Raw genomic sequence first — 16,083 nt, forward strand, 5'->3', positions numbered from 1 at the left:
CCCCTCCTTCCGGCGCGGCTCAGAGCAGCCGCGCCACCATCGACAGCAGCATCGTCAGCACCAGCGTCGACATGAACGGGAACGGGTAGCGCCGCCCGCCGAGTGTCAGCGTGACGTCGCCCGGCATCCGCCCGATGCCGAGCTTGCCGAGCCACGGCCAGCAGCGCGTCAGGATCATCACCGCGATGAACGTCGTCAATAGCCAGCGCAGCATGCTAGGGCCTGTCAGAGTGCGTGCGAGCGGTCGCCGCGCGCGAACGCGTCGAGCGTGCCGTCGATGCCGCGCGAGAACGCGATCACCTTGAACAGCTCGCCCATCTCGGCTTCCGAGATCAGCTTCTGCACCGCGTTCGCGGCCGGCAGGAACGCGTGGATGTCGGACGGGTCGATCGCGGCCAGCGCGTCGGTGACGCCCGCGTTCAGCAGGAAGCGCGCCTGCGACGTGTAGCCGAGCAGGTCCGTGCCGGTGGCGACGGCCGCATCGTAGATGCCGGTGAATTCGACGTGCGCGGTGATGTCCTGCAGCCCCGGGTACAGGAACGGGTCATCGTGCGCGTGGTGGCGGTAGTGGCACATCAGCGTGCCGCGGTCGCGCTGCGGATGGTAGTACTCGTGCGCCGGAAAGCCGTAGTCGACCAGCAGCACCGCGCCGCGCGCGAGCATCGTGCAGACGGTGCGCGTGAACGCCAGCGCGGCCTCGTGCGTCTCGGTCACGTAGCCGTCGCCGACGTCGAGCCCCGCGAGCACCGGCGGCAGGCCGGCTGCATCGGCGGGCCGGTCGTCGAACACGAACGCCTGCTGCGCGTCGAGCGCGACGCCGCGCTCGTGCCACGCGCCGCCCGCTTTCGCGAACAGCCGCACCGGCATCGCGTCGAGCACCTCGTTGCCGACCACGACGCCTTCGAACCGCTCGGGCAGCGCGTCGAGCCAGCGCACCTTCGCGGCGAGCGCCGGCGCGGCGGCCGCGATCGTGTCGCGCTGCCGCTCGCGCAGCTCGCCGGACAGGTCGACGATCAGGTATTCGTCGAGTTCGACGCCCTGCGCGTCGAGCGCGGCGAGCAACCCGGCCGCGAGCTTGCCCGTGCCGGCGCCGAATTCCATCACGCGGCGCGTATCGCTCGCCGCAAGCGCTTGCGCGACCGGTTGCGCGAGCGTCTGCGCGAACAGCGGCGACAGCTCGGGCGCGGTGACGAAGTCGCTGCCGTCGTCGGCGCGGCGCCCGAACTTGCGCGCGCCGCCGCTGTAATAGCCGAGGCCCGGCGCATACAGCGCGCGCTCCATGAAGCGGTCGAACGGCAGCCAGCCGCCGGCCGCCGCGATCTCGTCGCGCAATTGCGCGGCAAGGGTTTCGGACTGCGCGAGCGCGTCAGGGCCGGGAGCAGGTAAACTAGCGGGTTCGTGAGCTTTCGGGTTCATCCCGGCATTGTAAATGACCGTTTCAGCCGATACGTCGACCCCGCGCGTGGTGCTCGTCACGGGCGCCCTGGGCAGCGCAGCCGACGCCGCGTCGATCGGCCGTGCGCTCGCGACCGGTTTCGCCCGCCGCGGCTGGGACGTCGCGCTGCAGCGCAGCCCCGGCGCGCCGCGCGCGGCCGCCGATGCGCTCGTCGCCGAAGTCACGGCGCGCGGCCGCCGCGCGGCCGTGCTCGACGCCGATCTGGCCCTGGAAGCCGATGCGGCCGCGCTCGTCGCCGCGTGCGGCGAAGCGCTCGGCCGGCCGGCGTGCGCGGTGTTCGTCAGCGCCAGCGCGGGCGCCGACGACGCGCACACGGTGGACGGCGCGTCGCTCGCCGGCGCACTCGCGCGCAACGTGACGGCGCCGCTCGCGCTGGCCCGCGCGCTCGCCGATGCAACACCCGACGCCGCGCGCGAGCATGAAGCACTGCGCGCGTGCGCGATCCACGTGCTGGATCAGGCCCTGTTTCACCCGGCACCGGCGCAGTTGTCGCATGCGCTGATGCAGGCCGCGCTGAACCGCGCGACGTCGGCGCTGGCGCTCGCGCTCGCGCCGAAGGTGCGCGTCGCGGCGCTCGTGCGCGGCCACGCGCCGCACGCGGACGACATCGCGGCGGCCGCCTGCTATCTCGCGAGCGCGCCCGGCGTGACGGGCGCGACGCTGACCGTCGACGGCGGCGAGCACCTGGTGCCGCCCGCCGCCGGCCCGAATGAATGAACTGCGCGGATCGCGCGGCCTGACTGCCGCCGCCCGCGCCGCTTTGCGTGCGTGCACGCCAATTTGACTGGGACGACCATGTTTTCCGCTCTCCTGCACCCCCGCCTCGCGGATTGCCGCAGGCTCTACCTGCGCGACTACGAGGTGCACATCAACATCGGGGCCTTCGAACACGAGAAGCGCGGCGAGCAGCGCGTCGTCATCAACGTCGACCTGTTCGTGCCGCTCGCGCTGTCCACCCCCGTCGACGACCGGTTGCATGAAGTCGTCGACTACGACCTGATGAAGCAGAGCGTCGCGCAATGCGTGGCGCGCGGCCACATCCACCTGCAGGAAACGCTGTGCGACGCGATCGCCGCACACCTGCTGGCGCACGATGCCGTGCGCGCGGTACGCGTCTGTACCGAGAAACCGGACGCCTATCCGGACTGCGACGCCGTCGGCGTCGAAGTCTTTCGCATCAAGGACGAGGAGCGCGCATGAACGCCCCCCACATGAATGACACGGCGGCCGATGCCGCCACCCTCGACGACGCCGCCCCGGCCGGCCGCCCTGCGCTGACGCGCCGCGAGCAGAAGGAAGCGTACGAGAACAACAAGCTGTACAAGCGGATCGTGCGCCAGGTCGGCCAGGCGATCGGCGACTACAACATGATCGAGCAGGGCGACAAGGTGATGGTGTGCCTGTCGGGCGGCAAGGACAGCTACGCGATGCTCGACGTGCTGCTGCGCCTGCGCGAGCGCGCGCCGATCGACTTCGACATCGTCGCGGTGAACCTCGACCAGAAGCAGCCGGGCTTCCCGGAACACATCCTGCCGGAATACCTGAAGCAGGTCGGCGTGCCGTTCCACATCGAGAACCAGGACACCTACAGCATCGTCAAGCGGCTCGTGCCCGAAGGCAAGACGACCTGCTCGCTGTGCTCGCGGCTGCGCCGCGGGATCCTGTACCGCGTGGCCGGCGAACTCGGCGCGACCAAGATCGCGCTCGGCCACCATCGCGACGACATCGTGCAGACGCTGCTGCTGAACATGTTCTACGGCGGCAAGCTGAAGGGGATGCCGCCGAAGCTGCAGTCGGACGACGGCAAGAACATCGTGATCCGCCCGCTCGCGTACGTGAAGGAAACCGATCTCGAGAAATACGCGGAGCTGCGCGAATTCCCGATCATCCCTTGCAACCTGTGCGGCAGCCAGCCGAACCTGAAGCGCGCGGAAATGAAGGCGCTGATCCGCGAATGGGACAAGCGCTTCCCGGGCCGCGTCGACAACATGTTCAACGCGCTCGCGAAGGTCGTGCCGTCGCACCTGATGGACACGACGCTGTACCCGTTCCAGTCGCTGCGCGCGACGGGCGAGGCCGACCCGCAAGGCGACATCGCGTTCGACGAGGAGCCGTGCGCGTCGGGCGACGACTCGGCGGCGCCGGGCGCGTCCAAACCGATCTCGATCGTCCAGTTCGACGACCTGTAAGCAGGGACCGAACACCCGCCGAAACCGGGGCCGACGGCCTCGTTTCGGCGTTGTCGCCGCGCCGCGACAGGCCCGGAGCGACAAGGGCCGCATGCTAAAATGGACGGCTTCGAACTCCTCTGACAAGCTGGCGCCATGAATATCGTGATTTTGGCGGCAGGCACCGGCAAGCGCATGCGTTCCGCGCTGCCGAAAGTGCTTCACCCCCTGGCCGGCAGGCCGCTCCTCTCCCACGTCATCGACACCGCGCGCACGCTGCAGCCGTCCCGGCTCGTCGTCGTCGTCGGTCACGGCGCCGAGCAGGTCGAGGCCGCCGTCGCCGCGCCCGATGTCCAGTTCGCGTTGCAGGCCGAGCAGCTCGGCACCGGCCACGCGGTGCGCCAGGCACTGCCGCTTCTCGACCCCGCGCAACCGACGCTCGTGCTGTACGGCGACGTGCCGCTCACGCGCGCGTCGACGCTGCGGCGTCTCGTCGATGCCGCGCGCGAAGGCCGCTACGGGATCCTGACCGTCACGCTCGACGATCCGAGCGGCTACGGCCGCATCGTGCGCGACGCGTCCGGCTTCGTCACGCGCATCGTCGAGCAGAAGGACGCGTCGCCGGACGAGCTGAAGATCGCCGAAATCAACACGGGCATCATCGTCACGCCGACGGCCCAGCTGTCGATGTGGCTCGGCGCGCTGAAGAACGAGAACGCGCAGGGCGAGTACTACCTGACCGACGTCGTCGAACTCGCGATCGAGGCCGGCTTCGAGGTCGTCACGTCGCAGCCCGACGAGGAATGGGAAACGCTCGGCGTCAACAGCAAGGCGCAGCTCGCGGAACTCGAGCGCATTCACCAGCGCAATGTCGCGGACGCATTGCTCGCCGACGGCGTCACGCTCGCCGATCCGGCGCGCCTCGACGTGCGCGGCACGCTGCGCTGCGGCCGCGACGTGTCGATCGACGTGAACTGCGTGTTCGAAGGCAACGTGACGCTCGCCGACAACGTGACGATCGGCGCGAACTGCGTGATCCGCAACGCGTCGGTCGGCACCGGCACGCGTATCGACGCGTTCACGCACATCGACGGCGCCGAGCTCGGCGCGCACACCGTGATCGGCCCGTACGCGCGGCTGCGCCCGGGCGCGCAACTGGCTGACGAAGCGCACGTCGGCAACTTCGTCGAAGTGAAGAACGCGGTGATCGGCCATGGCTCGAAGGCGAACCACCTCACGTACATCGGCGACGCCGACATCGGCGCGCGCGTGAACATCGGCGCGGGCACGATCACCTGCAACTACGACGGTGCGAACAAGTTCCGCACCGTGATCGAGGACGACGTGTTCGTCGGCTCGGACACGCAGCTCGTCGCGCCCGTGCGCGTCGGCCGCGGCGTGACGATCGCCGCCGGCACGACGATCTGGAAGGACGTGGCCGACGGCGTGCTCGCCTTGAACGAGAAGACCCAGACCGCGAAGAGCGGCTACGTCCGCCCGGTCAAGAAGAAGAGCTGAACCTTTTGCGGGCGCCCCGGCGGCGCCCGCGTCGACTTACAGGATTGACCATTCATGTGCGGCATTGTCGGCGCAGTTGCGCAGCGTAATATCGTTCCGGTGCTGATCGAAGGATTGCGGCGCCTCGAATACCGTGGCTACGACTCGTGCGGCGTCGCCGTGCTCGAGCCCGGTGCACCGAAGCGCGCGCGCAGCGTCGCGCGCGTCGCCGATCTCGACACGCAGGTGCGCGAATCGCATCTCGAAGGCACGACGGGCGTCGCGCACACGCGCTGGGCCACGCACGGCGCGCCCGTCACGCACAACGCGCACCCGATCTTCTCGTCGAACGCGCTCGCGCTCGTCCACAACGGTATCATCGAGAACTTCGAGACGCTGCGCGACGCGCTGCGCGCGAAGGGCTACGAATTCGTGTCGCAGACCGACACCGAGGTAATCGCCCACCTCGTGCACAGCCTGTACCGCGGCAACCTGTTCGACGCGGTGCGCGAGGCCGTCGGCCAGCTGCACGGCGCGTATGCGATCGCCGTGATCCACAAGGACCAGCCGCATACCGTCGTCGGTGCGCGCCAGGGTTCGCCGCTCGTCGTCGGCCACGGCGACGGCGAGAACTTCCTCGCGTCCGACGCGCTCGCGCTCGCAGGCAGCACCGACCGCTTCACGTTCCTCGAGGAAGGCGACGTGTGCGAGCTGTCGCTCGACGGCGTGAAGATCGTCGATCGCCACGGCGCCACGGTGCAGCGCGAGATCCGCGTCGTCAGCGCGTACGGCGGCGCGGTCGAGCTTGGGCCCTATCGCCACTTCATGCAGAAGGAAATCTTCGAGCAGCCGCGCGCGATCGGCGATACCGTGCCGCAGACGGAAGCGTTCGACGCCACGCTGTTCGGCGACGCCGCACCGGCTGCGTTCGCGGAGATCGACAGCCTGCTGATCCTCGCGTGCGGCACGAGCTACTACTCGGGCCTCACCGCGAAGTACTGGCTCGAATCGATCGCGAAGATCCCGACGCAGGTCGAGATCGCCAGCGAGTACCGCTACCGCGAATCGGTGCCGAACCCGCGCCAGCTCGTGCTCGTGATCTCGCAGTCGGGCGAGACGGCCGATACGCTCGCCGCGCTCAAGCATGCGCAGTCGCTCGGCCACACGCATACGCTCGCGGTCTGCAACGTCGCGACCAGCGCGATGGTGCGCCTGACCGAGATGCAGTTCCTGACGCATGCGGGCACCGAGATCGGCGTCGCGTCGACGAAGGCGTTCACGACGCAGCTCGTCGCGCTGTTCGTGCTGGCCGCGACGCTCGGCAAGCTGCGCGGGCACGTCGACGCCGCGCAGGAAGCCGAATTCCTGAAGCAGCTGCGCCACCTGCCGGCCGCGTTGAACAGCGTGCTCGCGCTCGAGCCGCAGATCATCGCGTGGTCGGAAGAATTCGCACGCAAGGAAAACGCGCTGTTCCTCGGCCGCGGGCTGCACTACCCGATCGCGCTCGAAGGCGCGCTGAAGCTGAAGGAAATCTCGTACATCCACGCCGAGGCCTATCCGGCCGGCGAACTGAAGCACGGGCCGCTCGCGCTCGTCACGGAAGCGATGCCGGTCGTCACGGTCGCGCCGAACGACACGCTGCTCGAGAAGCTGAAGTCGAACATGCAGGAAGTGCGTGCGCGCGGCGGCGAGCTGTACGTGTTCGCCGATGCCGATACGCAGATCGTCAACGACGACGGCCTGCACGTGATCCGGATGCCGGAACACTACGGGCAACTGTCGCCGATCCTGCACGTCGTGCCGCTGCAGCTGCTCGCGTATCACACCGCGTGCGCACGCGGCACCGACGTCGACAAGCCGCGGAACCTCGCGAAATCGGTGACGGTGGAGTAAGGCTGGACGACAGGGATGGCCTGCATCGGGCCGTCCCGACCGCGTCGCGGCACGAAGCAGACCATTCGGCCAGGTCGAAATATGTACCACGTAGTGGTATATAATCCTGTGCTAGCTCGACCGGCTCGACATGTCTGCTTCCGTACGACGCGTCTTCAAGACGAAGTGGTTTCACAAGGCAGCCGGGAAAGCGGGAATCGCCGATGGCGAGCTCTGCCGCGCGGTGCGGGAACTGGCCCGCGGCCAGGGCGTCGATCTCGGCGGCAACGTCTGGAAGAAGCGCCTCGACGGCAATCGGCAGCGCGGGATCGTGCTGGGCAAGGTCGGGCACACGTGGATGTTCGTGTTCCTGTTCGCGAAATGCGACCGCGACAACATCGATGCACGCGAACTGCGCGCCTTCAGAAAGCTCGCCGCGGACGTAGGTCGACACACTGACAGCGACATCGCGACGCTGGTCGCACTGAAAGAGCTTGTGGAGATTTGCAATGGCCAAGAGTCGATTCAAGAGCGACGCGACGGAGGCGGTCCACAGCGCCGCGTCGGGGCTTTATCGCGCCAGTCTGATCGACAAGAAGACGATGCGGGAATACGACGATCTCTGCATCGAAGCCGCGCCGCAGTTCGATCCCGAAGCGATCGCCCGCATCCGCAAGTCGGTCAACGTCAGCCAGAGCGTGTTCGCGCTGTACCTGAACACGACGACGTCGACGATCCGCCAATGGGAACAGGGCGACAAGCGGCCGAGCGGCATCGCCGCGCGCATGCTCCAGATCGTCGAGAAACACGGGCTCGAGGTGTTCTCCTGAGCCGGCTTCCCCGAATGCGCATGCACGGCCGACCGGACGCGGGCCGCAAGGAATATGACGGAGAGACAATGGTAAGACTGATTGGATGCGGTTTGCTGGCGCTGACGTTCGCGTCGACGGGCTGGGCCGCCGAGCATTACGTCGAGGTCTGGAACCCGCCCGAGGCGCGCCATCCGGCGGCCCGCACGCCGGCCGCACGCACGGGCGCCGATGCGCGCACCGGCAAGAGCACGGAGAAGCACGCGAGCGTCACGCCGAAAGCCGCCGCGAAGCCGCACAAGCGCCGTGTCGCCCAGACCGTGAAAGCCGGTTCGCACCGCCCGGCCGCCACCGCGACCGACACGCCGGCCGCACCGCGCCCCGTCGCCCAGCCTGCGCCGGGCCGCCTCACGGTGATGCGCCCTGCCGGCTCCGACGAGACGCACGCGCTAAACTTCTCCAATATCCCGCGTCAATACACGCCGGACGGCAACGTGCTGCAGGTCGGCACGCGCGGCCGCGCTGCGGAGGTGACTCGATAATGGAAGCGCAGACCTACCACGGCTACCAGATCTGGGGCCACGCGATCCTGCAGCAGGACGAGATCATGCAGCCCGAGCGCTTCGCGGCGAGCGGCACGATCACGCAGAACAACCGGCTCGTCGAAGCGTCCGGCGTGCTCGGCGTGTTCGACACCGAAGACGATGCGCGCAATGCAGGGCTCGAATGGGCGCGCGCCTGGATCGACAACCACCGCTGATCCCGTCGCGCGCGCGCGGATCGCGCATCGCAAATGCGGAAAGGGGCGTCATCGACGCCCCTTTCCGTATTCAAACCCGGATATTCAGGCGGCGGCCCGTGGCGGCCTCACCGTCACCTGCGGCCGGCCGACGAGCCGGGCCAGCACGACGATCGCCACCAGCGTCGCCACGTATGCGGCGATCTGGATGCCCGCCGGACGCGCGGTATAGCCGATCAGCGTATGCAGTGCCTTGCCGACGATGCTCGATTCCTTGAGCAGCCACGATGTATCCCAGACCGCATCGCCCCACGACGGCACGAGCCCCGCAGCCAGCAGGAAGCCGACGCACTGGCTCGCCATTCCCGCCGCGAGCAGCACGATCAACGCGTTGGTGACGGAGAACAGGCGCTTCAACGGAATCTGCAGCAGGCCCGCATACATCGCGTAGCCGAGCCCGGCGCCGCCGAGCACGCCCAGCAGCCCGCCGGCGATCATCTGCGGCGTCTGCCCCGGATCGCCCGCCGCGATCCCGTAGAGGAACAGCACGGCCTCGGAGCCCTCGCGCAGCACCGCGACACCGACCACGATGGCGAGGCCCGTCAGCGGCCGGCTGCCGGCCGCGACGGCCCGGCCGACCGCGCCCATGTGCAGCGCCATCTCGCGGCCGTGCCGGCTCATCCAGATGCAATGCCATGCGAGCATCAGCGTCGCGACGAACATCACGCCCGCGTTGAAGACTTCCTGCCCCATGCCGGACGCCCACTGCGAGATCACGTCGGCAAACGCCGCGATCAGGCCTGCACCGATCACGCCGCCGGCCAGCCCGCCGCTCACCCACCAGCCGCGCCGCGGCACGCCCTTCGTGGCGGCCATCACGATCGAGACCACCAGCGCGGCCTCGAGCACTTCACGAAAGACGATCAGGGCAGTCGACAGCATGTCGGTATCCGCTTACTTGACGGTGAGGTGCGTCTTCGACTGCGCTTCGTGATACTCGTCGTGGAACTCGTAGGTTCCGGCCTTCAGCGGCCCGACCAGGATCTCGGCCGACTTGCCGGCCGGCACGACCTTCTCCGCCTTGAAGTCGTCGCTCTCGAATTCCGCGGGCGTCGCGTCGAGGTTCTTCACGACGAATTTCACCTTCTTGCCGGCAGGGATCGTCACGCCATCGGGAGAAAACTTGTGGTCCTTCAGGGTCAGGTTGACGACGTCGTCGGCAGCGAATGCGGACGTTGCCGATGCGCCCAGCAGGGCCAGCGCGAAGCCGAAAGCAAAACGATTCATGGTTGGGAACGGAGAATGGATCTTGAAGAGAATCGATACTAAGAGCGATTCGCATTTCCGTATCGAATGCCCTCGTTGCCGCCATGGAAATAGTGTTTCACATCGTTTCGCAGTCCGTTGTCCGGAAAGGCTTTTCCCGACGCACGGCGCTGCACGGCCACGGTCAATCGGGCCATACACCGACCGGCATGCGCGGCGCCGCCTCCATTCGTCAGACCACGGCCTGACGCGTCGTCGGCCAGGCGGTATCCTGCACGCAACGCTTGACCTTCCCACCATGGCAAACTTCATGCTGACGGTGTTCGTCAATCGACCACTCAGGAGAACACGATGGAATTCGAAGTCCAGGACATGACCTGCGGCGGCTGCGCCAATGCGATCACGCGTGCGGTGACGGCTGCCGATCCTGCCGCGAAGCTCGACATCGACGTCGCGGCGAAGATCGTCAAGGTCGAATCGGCGCAAGGCGCCCAGCGCGTGCAGTCGATCATCGAAGCCGCCGGCTTCCACCCTGCGTTGCGCACCGCCTGACGCACACCCGGGAGGGCGGGCGCAGCGCCGAGCGGCGATGCGCCCGTGCATGCCAACGCGTCAGCGCAGCCGGATCAGCGTCGACTTCAGCTCGGTGTATTTCTCGAGCGCGTGCAGCGACTTGTCGCGGCCGTTGCCCGACTGCTTGTAGCCGCCGAACGGGAAGTTCATGTCGCCGCCCTCGTCGTAGCAGTTCACCCATACGGTCCCCGCACGCAAGCGGCGCGATACGTCGTGCGCGGTCGTCAGGTTCGACGTCCACACGGCCGCGGCCAGCCCGTATTCGGTATCGTTCGCGATCCGCACGGCCTCGTCGACATCGTCGAACACGATCACCGACAGCACGGGCCCGAAGATTTCCTCGCGCGCGATCTTCGCATCGGGTTTCACCTCGAACACCGTCGGCTCGACATAGAAGCCGCCCGTCTCCTGCTTCACGCGCGCCCCGCCCGTGACGAGCGTGCCTTCGCTGCGCCCCGCGTCGATATAAGCGAGCACGCGCTCGAGCTGGATGCCGTCGACGATCGCACCCATCGACACCGACGGATCGAGCGGATTGCCCGGCACATAGGCGCGCGCGGCCGCGACGAGCTTCTCAATGAAGGCGTCCTTGATGTCGCGATGCACGAGCAGCCGCGAACCGGCCGTACACATCTCGCCCATGTTGTAGAAGATCGCGCCGGCCGCCGTTTGCGCAGCACGGTCGAGATCGGGGCAATCGGGCAGCACGATGTTCGGCGACTTGCCGCCGAGCTCGAGCCACGCGCGCTTCAGGTTCGACTGCGCCGCATACTGCATGATCAGCTTGCCGACGGCCGTCGAGCCCGTGAACGCGATGCAGTCCACGTCGCGATGCAGCGCGAGCAGCTTGCCCGGTTCGCCCGCGCCCGGCACGACGTTGAACACGCCGGCCGGGATGCCGGCTTCGAACGCGAGCTGCGCGACGCGGATCGCGGTCAGCGGCGATTTCTCCGACGGCTTCAGCACGACGCTGTTGCCGGCCGCGAGCGCGGGGCCGAATTTCCACGCGGCCATCAGGATCGGGAAGTTCCACGGCACGACGGCCGCCACCACGCCGACCGGCTCGCGCGTGACGAGCCCGACGAGGTGATGATCGGCCGGCGCAACCTCGCCGCCGACCTTGTCGATCGCTTCCGCGAACCATTCGACGCAGTACGCGGCGCCCGGCACGTCGACCGTCGTCGTGTCGCCGATCGGCTTGCCCGCGTCGAGCGTCTCGAGCAGCGACAGTTCGTCGAGATGCTCGCGCATCAGCGCGGCCCAGCGCAGCAGCACGGCCTTGCGTGCACGCGGGTTCAGGCCGGCCCATACGCCTGCGTCGAACGCGCGGCGGGCAGCCGCGACGGCCGCGTTCACGTCGGCTTCGCCGCAGTCGGCGACCTTCGCCAGCACGCGGCCGTCGATCGGGCTCACGCAGTCGAACGTCTTGCCGCCATGCGCGTCGCGCGACGCGCCGTCGATGAATGCGCGCCCTTCGATCTCGAGCGACGCCGCCTTGTCCTGCCAGTCAGCCAAAGTCAACTTGTTCATCAGGATGCCTCAGTTTTTTGGCATTCGCGATGCGGCACGCCGCTGCGCATGATGCGCAGCCAGCCAGCAGCGAATGCAGTGATGCGCGGTGGGAAGGTCAGAAGGTCGCCGGCGAATTGGCCGAGACGACCTCGCAGATCAGTTCCGCGCTGGGATTGCGAAAACGGTGCGGCAAACGGCTTTCGAAGTAGTAGCCGTCTCCGGGGTCGAGCAGCCACGTCGCGCCGTCGACGGTCAGCTCGAGCCGACCCGATACGACGACACCGCCCTCGTGCCCCGCGTGCACGAGCATCTCGGGCCCCGTGTCGGCGTGCGGCTGATAGATCTCGCGCAGGATGCACATGTTGCGGTCCTTCACGCTCGCGCCGACCAGGTGAAACGCGAGCGTGTCGTTGCCGAGGTTCGGCATCTCGTCACGACGCGACACGACCGAGCGCGACTCGACGAGCTCGAACGTGAAGAACTCCGCGAGACTCATCGGTATGCATTCGAGCAATTTCTTCAGCGAGCCGACCGACGGGCTCACGCGGCCCTGTTCGATCAGCGAGATCGTGCCGTTGGTCACGCCGGCGCGCTTCGCGAGTTCGCGCTGCGACAGGCCATGCTTGTTGCGCACGAAGCGCAGGCGCTCGGCGACTTCGGTGGACATCGATTCGGTTTCGGACACGATAAGTGCGATGGCAAAGTGAAACGACGCGGTGGACAGCCGTTGAATATTCTAATCACTTTATGCCGCATATCAGCGGGGAAAACCCTGAAAGGCGTTCGAAATAATGAACACCCCGCCGACCATTCCTTTTGCGAATCTTTTGTTCCCGTTGCTCGGGAAAGCCCTGATACAGGACCGTTAAAAAACATTTGACGCCGTTTTTGGCTCGTATATGCTGGCTCTCAGGTTGGCGTCATCAGACTTTAATGAGCAGCAAAAAAGCGTTATTGCAACGCAAAAATTGATGCTCATCAATGTAAATGATGTCGAACCGGCGCCTTGATTATTTTAAACGCCCAGTGCGTTGAAACGGTCGGGTGTTCAATACTTTCAACAAACCAGTCGAGTGTAATCGTGAGAGTCCGTGGCCCTCTGGTGAGGTGGGATCGAGGCGATGTGCGAAGTTTGCGCAGCGCCGTTCCCGCTTCCGACGGCAGTTGCGGCTGGCATAGTCCTCGCCTGCTTCACCTGTCGATCTACACCATCCTGTCCCGTCGTTCCGTTCGGCGCCACAACGCCGTTTCCGCACGCGCATTCGTCGCCGTCGATACCGACGAAGTGGCGTCGCTGCTGCCGTAGCGCCTCTCCTTTCTTTACGTCGTTCGTTTCGCCTGCTGATTCGCCAACCGCATGGTCCGTGCGGTGACGGAACGCGTTCGCGCATTCGTTGCCGCGTCGCGTGTCGCAATGAAACGAACGACGGCCTGATCGTCGCGCGCAGCGCGGATCGCCACGCCATCCCGTTGCGCCCATTCACCAGCGGCCTTGCGCTTTGCGCCAGGCTGCGGGGCTGTTGCACGCCTGCGTTTCGCGCCGTCCGGCGAGCTGCACGCAACAACCCTCCGGATAACTGATTGACGTCATGGAAAGGAAACCCCTCGTCGGCATCACTGCCGACCTCACGCAAATCGGCGCACACGCGTCGCACACGGTCGGCGACAAATACGTCGCCGCGATCGTCGACGGCGCGCACGCGTTCGCGATGGTGCTGCCCGCGCTCGGCGCGCGCCAGTCGGTCGACGACGTGCTCGCCACGGTCGACGGGCTGTTGTTTACCGGCAGCTACTCGAACGTCGAGCCGCACCTGTATGGCGGCGAACCGAGCGCACCCGGCACGAAACACGACCCGGCACGCGACGCGACGACGTTGCCGCTGCTGCGCGCCGCGATCGCCGCGGGCGTGCCGGTGCTCGCTGTCTGCCGCGGCTTCCAGGAGCTGAACGTCGTCTGTGGCGGCACGCTGCACCAGCGCGTGCATGAAGTGCCGGGCCTCGCCGATCACCGCGAAGACGACGACGCGCCGATGGACACGCAATACGGCCCCGCGCACGTCGTGCGCCTGACGCCCGGCGGCAAGCTGCACGCGCTCGCCGGCGGCCGCGACGAAGTGCACGTGAACTCGCTGCACAAGCAGGGCATCGCGCAGCTCGGCTCCGGCCTCGCCGTCGAAGCCGTCGCACCGGACGGCCTGATCGAGGCCGTCAGCGTCGTCGATGCACCGGCTTTCGCGCTCGCCGTGCAGTGGCACCCCGAATGGCGCCATGCGCAGGACCCGCTGTCGAGCGCGATCTTCCGCGCCTTCGGCGATGCCTGCCGCGCCCGCCGCACTGCCCGCACGCGCGCCATGGCCGCCGCCGCGCTCGCCTGAGCGCGCCGACCCAAACAAAACGAGAACAGACATGCAAGACATCGAAAGTTTTCTGAAACAGCACCGGATCACCGAAGTCGAGGCGATCATTCCCGACATGGCCGGTATCGCGCGCGGCAAGATCACGCCGCGCAACAAGTTCACGTCCGGCGAATCGATGCGCCTGCCGCAGGCCGTGATGGTGCAGACCGTCACCGGCGAGTATCCGGAAGACGGCTCGCTGACCGGTGTGACCGATCCCGACATGGTGTGCGTGCCCGACGAGTCGACGATCCGCCTGATCCCGTGGGCCGTCGACCCGACCGCGCAGGTGATCCACGACTGCGTGCACTTCGACGGCTCGCCCGTTGAAATCTCGCCGCGCTACGTGCTGCGCCGCGTGCTCGAGCTGTACAAGGCCAAGGGCTGGAAACCCGTTGTCGCACCGGAACTCGAGTTCTACCTGGTCGACATGAACAAGGACCCGGACCTGCCGCTGCGCCCGCCGGTCGGCCGCACGGGCCGCCCCGAAACGGGCCGCCAGTCGTATTCGATCGAGGCCGTCAACGAGTTCGATCCGCTGTTCGAGGACATCTACGAGTACTGCGAAGCACAGAACCTCGACATCGATACGCTGATCCACGAAGTCGGCGCCGCGCAGATGGAGATCAATTTCATGCACGGCGACGCGCTGTCGCTGGCCGACCAGGTGTTCCTGTTCAAGCGCACGGTGCGCGAGGCCGCGCTGCGTCACAACATGTACGCGACGTTCATGGCCAAGCCGATGGAAGACGAACCGGGTTCGGCGATGCACGTGCACCAGAGCATCGTCGACGAGGAAACGGGCCTGAACCTGTTCACGTCGCAGGAAACCGGCGGCGCGACGTCGATGTTCTACAACTACCTCGCGGGCCTGCAGAAGTACACGCCGGCGCTGATGCCGATCTTCGCGCCGTACATCAACTCGTACCGCCGCCTGTCGCGCTTCATGGCCGCGCCGATCAACGTGCAGTGGGGCTACGACAACCGCACGGTCGGCTTCCGCATCCCGCACTCGGGCCCGTCGGCACGCCGCATCGAGAACCGCATCCCGGGCGTCGACTGCAACCCGTACCTCGCGCTCGCCGCGACGCTCGCGGCCGGCTACCTCGGCATGACGCAGCGCCTGGAGCCGACCGAGCCGCTCGTCAGCGACGGCTACGACCTGCCGTACCAGCTGCCGCGCAACCTCGAGGAAGGGCTGACGCTGATGGCCGCGTGCGAACCGCTCGGCGAGATCCTCGGCCACAAGTTCCTGAAAGCGTATTTCGCGCTGAAGGAAACCGAATACGAAGCGTTCTTCCGCGTGATCAGCTCGTGGGAACGCCGCCATCTGCTGCTGCACGTCTGAGCGTGCGCACGACCGAATACGGAATCACGGAGGAAACATGACTTACCGCAACGAATCTGCCTGGATCCAGCCGGCCGCGCCGGCCGCCGCACCGCGCGCGGCACAGGCACGCTCGACCGCCGAATACCGCGCGCTCGACGCCGCGCACCACATCCACCCGTTCTCGGACATGGGCGCGCTGAACCGCGCCGGCAGCCGCGTGATCGTGAAGGCCGACGGCGTCTACCTGTGGGATTCGGACGGCAACAAGGTGATCGACGGGATGGCCGGCCTCTGGTGCGTGAACGTCGGCTACGGCCGCAAGGAACTCGCCGACGCCGCGTATCGCCAGCTGCAGGAACTGCCGTTCTACAACACGTTCTTCAAGACGACGCACCCGCCGGTGATCGAGCTTTCCGCGATGCTCGCGGAAGTGACGCCGGCCGGCTTCAACCACTTCTTCTATTG

The 16,083-nt window shown here is 67.2% G+C and carries 19 protein-coding genes and 1 pseudogene; 14 read left to right on the forward strand and 6 right to left on the reverse strand.

Annotated elements, in window-relative coordinates; genetic code table 11:
* Positions 1 to 19 precede the first annotated feature (19 nt).
* Positions 20 to 214 carry a DUF2905 domain-containing protein gene (locus DIE03_RS17280; RefSeq protein WP_006477606.1) on the reverse strand — a complete coding sequence of 65 codons (195 nt, stop codon included), beginning with the start codon at positions 212 to 214 and terminating at the stop codon, positions 20 to 22.
* An 11-nt stretch (positions 215 to 225) separates the two neighbouring features.
* Positions 226 to 1,416 (reverse strand): class I SAM-dependent methyltransferase, encoded by a 1,191-nt coding sequence (locus tag DIE03_RS17285; protein WP_124452364.1) that lies wholly within the window; start codon positions 1,414 to 1,416, stop codon positions 226 to 228.
* Between the two features lie 13 nt (positions 1,417 to 1,429).
* Between DIE03_RS17285 and DIE03_RS17290 the strand changes: the two genes are divergently transcribed.
* From DIE03_RS17290 to DIE03_RS17330, 9 genes and pseudogenes are all read left to right on the forward strand, one after another.
* The gene (locus tag DIE03_RS17290; RefSeq protein WP_124452366.1) at positions 1,430 to 2,173 is read left to right on the forward strand and encodes an SDR family oxidoreductase; all 744 of its coding nucleotides are present in this window, start codon (positions 1,430 to 1,432) and stop codon (positions 2,171 to 2,173) included.
* Between the two features lie 78 nt (positions 2,174 to 2,251).
* The gene (locus DIE03_RS17295) at positions 2,252 to 2,656 is read left to right on the forward strand and encodes a dihydroneopterin aldolase (protein WP_059521150.1); all 405 of its coding nucleotides are present in this window, start codon (positions 2,252 to 2,254) and stop codon (positions 2,654 to 2,656) included.
* Positions 2,653 to 3,645, forward strand: a complete 993-nt coding sequence (ttcA, locus tag DIE03_RS17300) for a tRNA 2-thiocytidine(32) synthetase TtcA (protein WP_124452368.1) — start codon at positions 2,653 to 2,655, stop codon at positions 3,643 to 3,645. Before DIE03_RS17295 ends, ttcA begins: the two co-directional genes overlap by 4 nt.
* A 135-nt stretch (positions 3,646 to 3,780) precedes the next feature.
* Entirely contained in the window at positions 3,781 to 5,142 is a 1,362-nt protein-coding gene (glmU, locus tag DIE03_RS17305; RefSeq protein WP_124452370.1) for a bifunctional UDP-N-acetylglucosamine diphosphorylase/glucosamine-1-phosphate N-acetyltransferase GlmU, read from the forward strand.
* Between the two features lie 54 nt (positions 5,143 to 5,196).
* Positions 5,197 to 7,014 carry a glutamine--fructose-6-phosphate transaminase (isomerizing) gene (gene glmS, locus DIE03_RS17310; RefSeq protein WP_124452372.1) on the forward strand — a complete coding sequence of 606 codons (1,818 nt, stop codon included), beginning with the start codon at positions 5,197 to 5,199 and terminating at the stop codon, positions 7,012 to 7,014.
* Positions 7,015 to 7,144: 130 nt separating this feature from the next.
* Positions 7,145 to 7,507: pseudogene (locus tag DIE03_RS17315) on the forward strand (type II toxin-antitoxin system RelE/ParE family toxin); the annotation flags it as partial.
* Entirely contained in the window at positions 7,503 to 7,823 is a 321-nt protein-coding gene (locus DIE03_RS17320) for a DNA-binding transcriptional regulator (protein ID WP_059727806.1), read from the forward strand. The pseudogene DIE03_RS17315 and the gene DIE03_RS17320, both read left to right, overlap by 5 nt.
* 68 nt (positions 7,824 to 7,891) lie before the next feature.
* Positions 7,892 to 8,344, forward strand: coding sequence for a hypothetical protein (locus tag DIE03_RS17325; RefSeq protein ID WP_124452403.1), 453 nt, complete (start codon positions 7,892 to 7,894; stop codon positions 8,342 to 8,344).
* A complete protein-coding gene (locus tag DIE03_RS17330) occupies positions 8,344 to 8,562 on the forward strand; it encodes a hypothetical protein (RefSeq protein WP_124452374.1) in 219 nt (72 codons plus the stop codon). Before DIE03_RS17325 ends, DIE03_RS17330 begins: the two co-directional genes overlap by 1 nt.
* A gap of 84 nt (positions 8,563 to 8,646) precedes the next feature.
* On the opposite strand, the gene DIE03_RS17335 is transcribed toward DIE03_RS17330, so the two are convergent.
* The gene (locus DIE03_RS17335) at positions 8,647 to 9,483 is read right to left on the reverse strand and encodes an FTR1 family protein (protein WP_124452376.1); all 837 of its coding nucleotides are present in this window, start codon (positions 9,481 to 9,483) and stop codon (positions 8,647 to 8,649) included.
* Positions 9,484 to 9,495: 12 nt separating this feature from the next.
* On the reverse strand, positions 9,496 to 9,828 hold the full coding sequence (locus tag DIE03_RS17340) for a cupredoxin domain-containing protein (RefSeq protein ID WP_124452379.1): 333 nt from the start codon (positions 9,826 to 9,828) through the stop codon (positions 9,496 to 9,498).
* 330 nt (positions 9,829 to 10,158) lie between these two features.
* Between DIE03_RS17340 and DIE03_RS17350 the strand changes: the two genes are divergently transcribed.
* Positions 10,159 to 10,359 carry a heavy-metal-associated domain-containing protein gene (locus tag DIE03_RS17350; protein ID WP_124452383.1) on the forward strand — a complete coding sequence of 67 codons (201 nt, stop codon included), beginning with the start codon at positions 10,159 to 10,161 and terminating at the stop codon, positions 10,357 to 10,359.
* A gap of 60 nt (positions 10,360 to 10,419) precedes the next feature.
* Here the strand turns inward: DIE03_RS17350 and DIE03_RS17355 are convergent, their stop codons facing one another.
* Both DIE03_RS17355 and DIE03_RS17360 read right to left on the reverse strand, forming a co-directional pair.
* Positions 10,420 to 11,910 carry an aldehyde dehydrogenase gene (locus DIE03_RS17355; protein ID WP_124452385.1) on the reverse strand — a complete coding sequence of 497 codons (1,491 nt, stop codon included), beginning with the start codon at positions 11,908 to 11,910 and terminating at the stop codon, positions 10,420 to 10,422.
* Between the two features lie 97 nt (positions 11,911 to 12,007).
* Positions 12,008 to 12,559 carry a cupin domain-containing protein gene (locus tag DIE03_RS17360; protein WP_034189292.1) on the reverse strand — a complete coding sequence of 184 codons (552 nt, stop codon included), beginning with the start codon at positions 12,557 to 12,559 and terminating at the stop codon, positions 12,008 to 12,010.
* A 456-nt stretch (positions 12,560 to 13,015) separates the two neighbouring features.
* Here DIE03_RS17360 and DIE03_RS38770 point away from each other — a divergent pair, with 456 nt between their 5' ends.
* From DIE03_RS38770 to DIE03_RS17380, 4 genes are all read left to right on the forward strand, one after another.
* Entirely contained in the window at positions 13,016 to 13,198 is a 183-nt protein-coding gene (locus tag DIE03_RS38770; RefSeq protein ID WP_006488040.1) for a hypothetical protein, read from the forward strand.
* Between the two features lie 283 nt (positions 13,199 to 13,481).
* Positions 13,482 to 14,267, forward strand: a complete 786-nt coding sequence (locus DIE03_RS17370; RefSeq protein WP_124452387.1) for a gamma-glutamyl-gamma-aminobutyrate hydrolase family protein — start codon at positions 13,482 to 13,484, stop codon at positions 14,265 to 14,267.
* Positions 14,268 to 14,298: 31 nt separating this feature from the next.
* Positions 14,299 to 15,636 carry a glutamine synthetase family protein gene (locus tag DIE03_RS17375; protein ID WP_124452389.1) on the forward strand — a complete coding sequence of 446 codons (1,338 nt, stop codon included), beginning with the start codon at positions 14,299 to 14,301 and terminating at the stop codon, positions 15,634 to 15,636.
* A 37-nt stretch (positions 15,637 to 15,673) separates the two neighbouring features.
* A partial coding sequence (locus DIE03_RS17380) for an aminotransferase class III-fold pyridoxal phosphate-dependent enzyme (RefSeq protein ID WP_124452391.1) occupies positions 15,674 to 16,083 on the forward strand: 410 nt, incomplete at its 3' end.

It is taken from the genome of Burkholderia sp. Bp8992 (assembly GCF_003853705.1).
GTDB lineage: Bacteria > Pseudomonadota > Gammaproteobacteria > Burkholderiales > Burkholderiaceae > Burkholderia.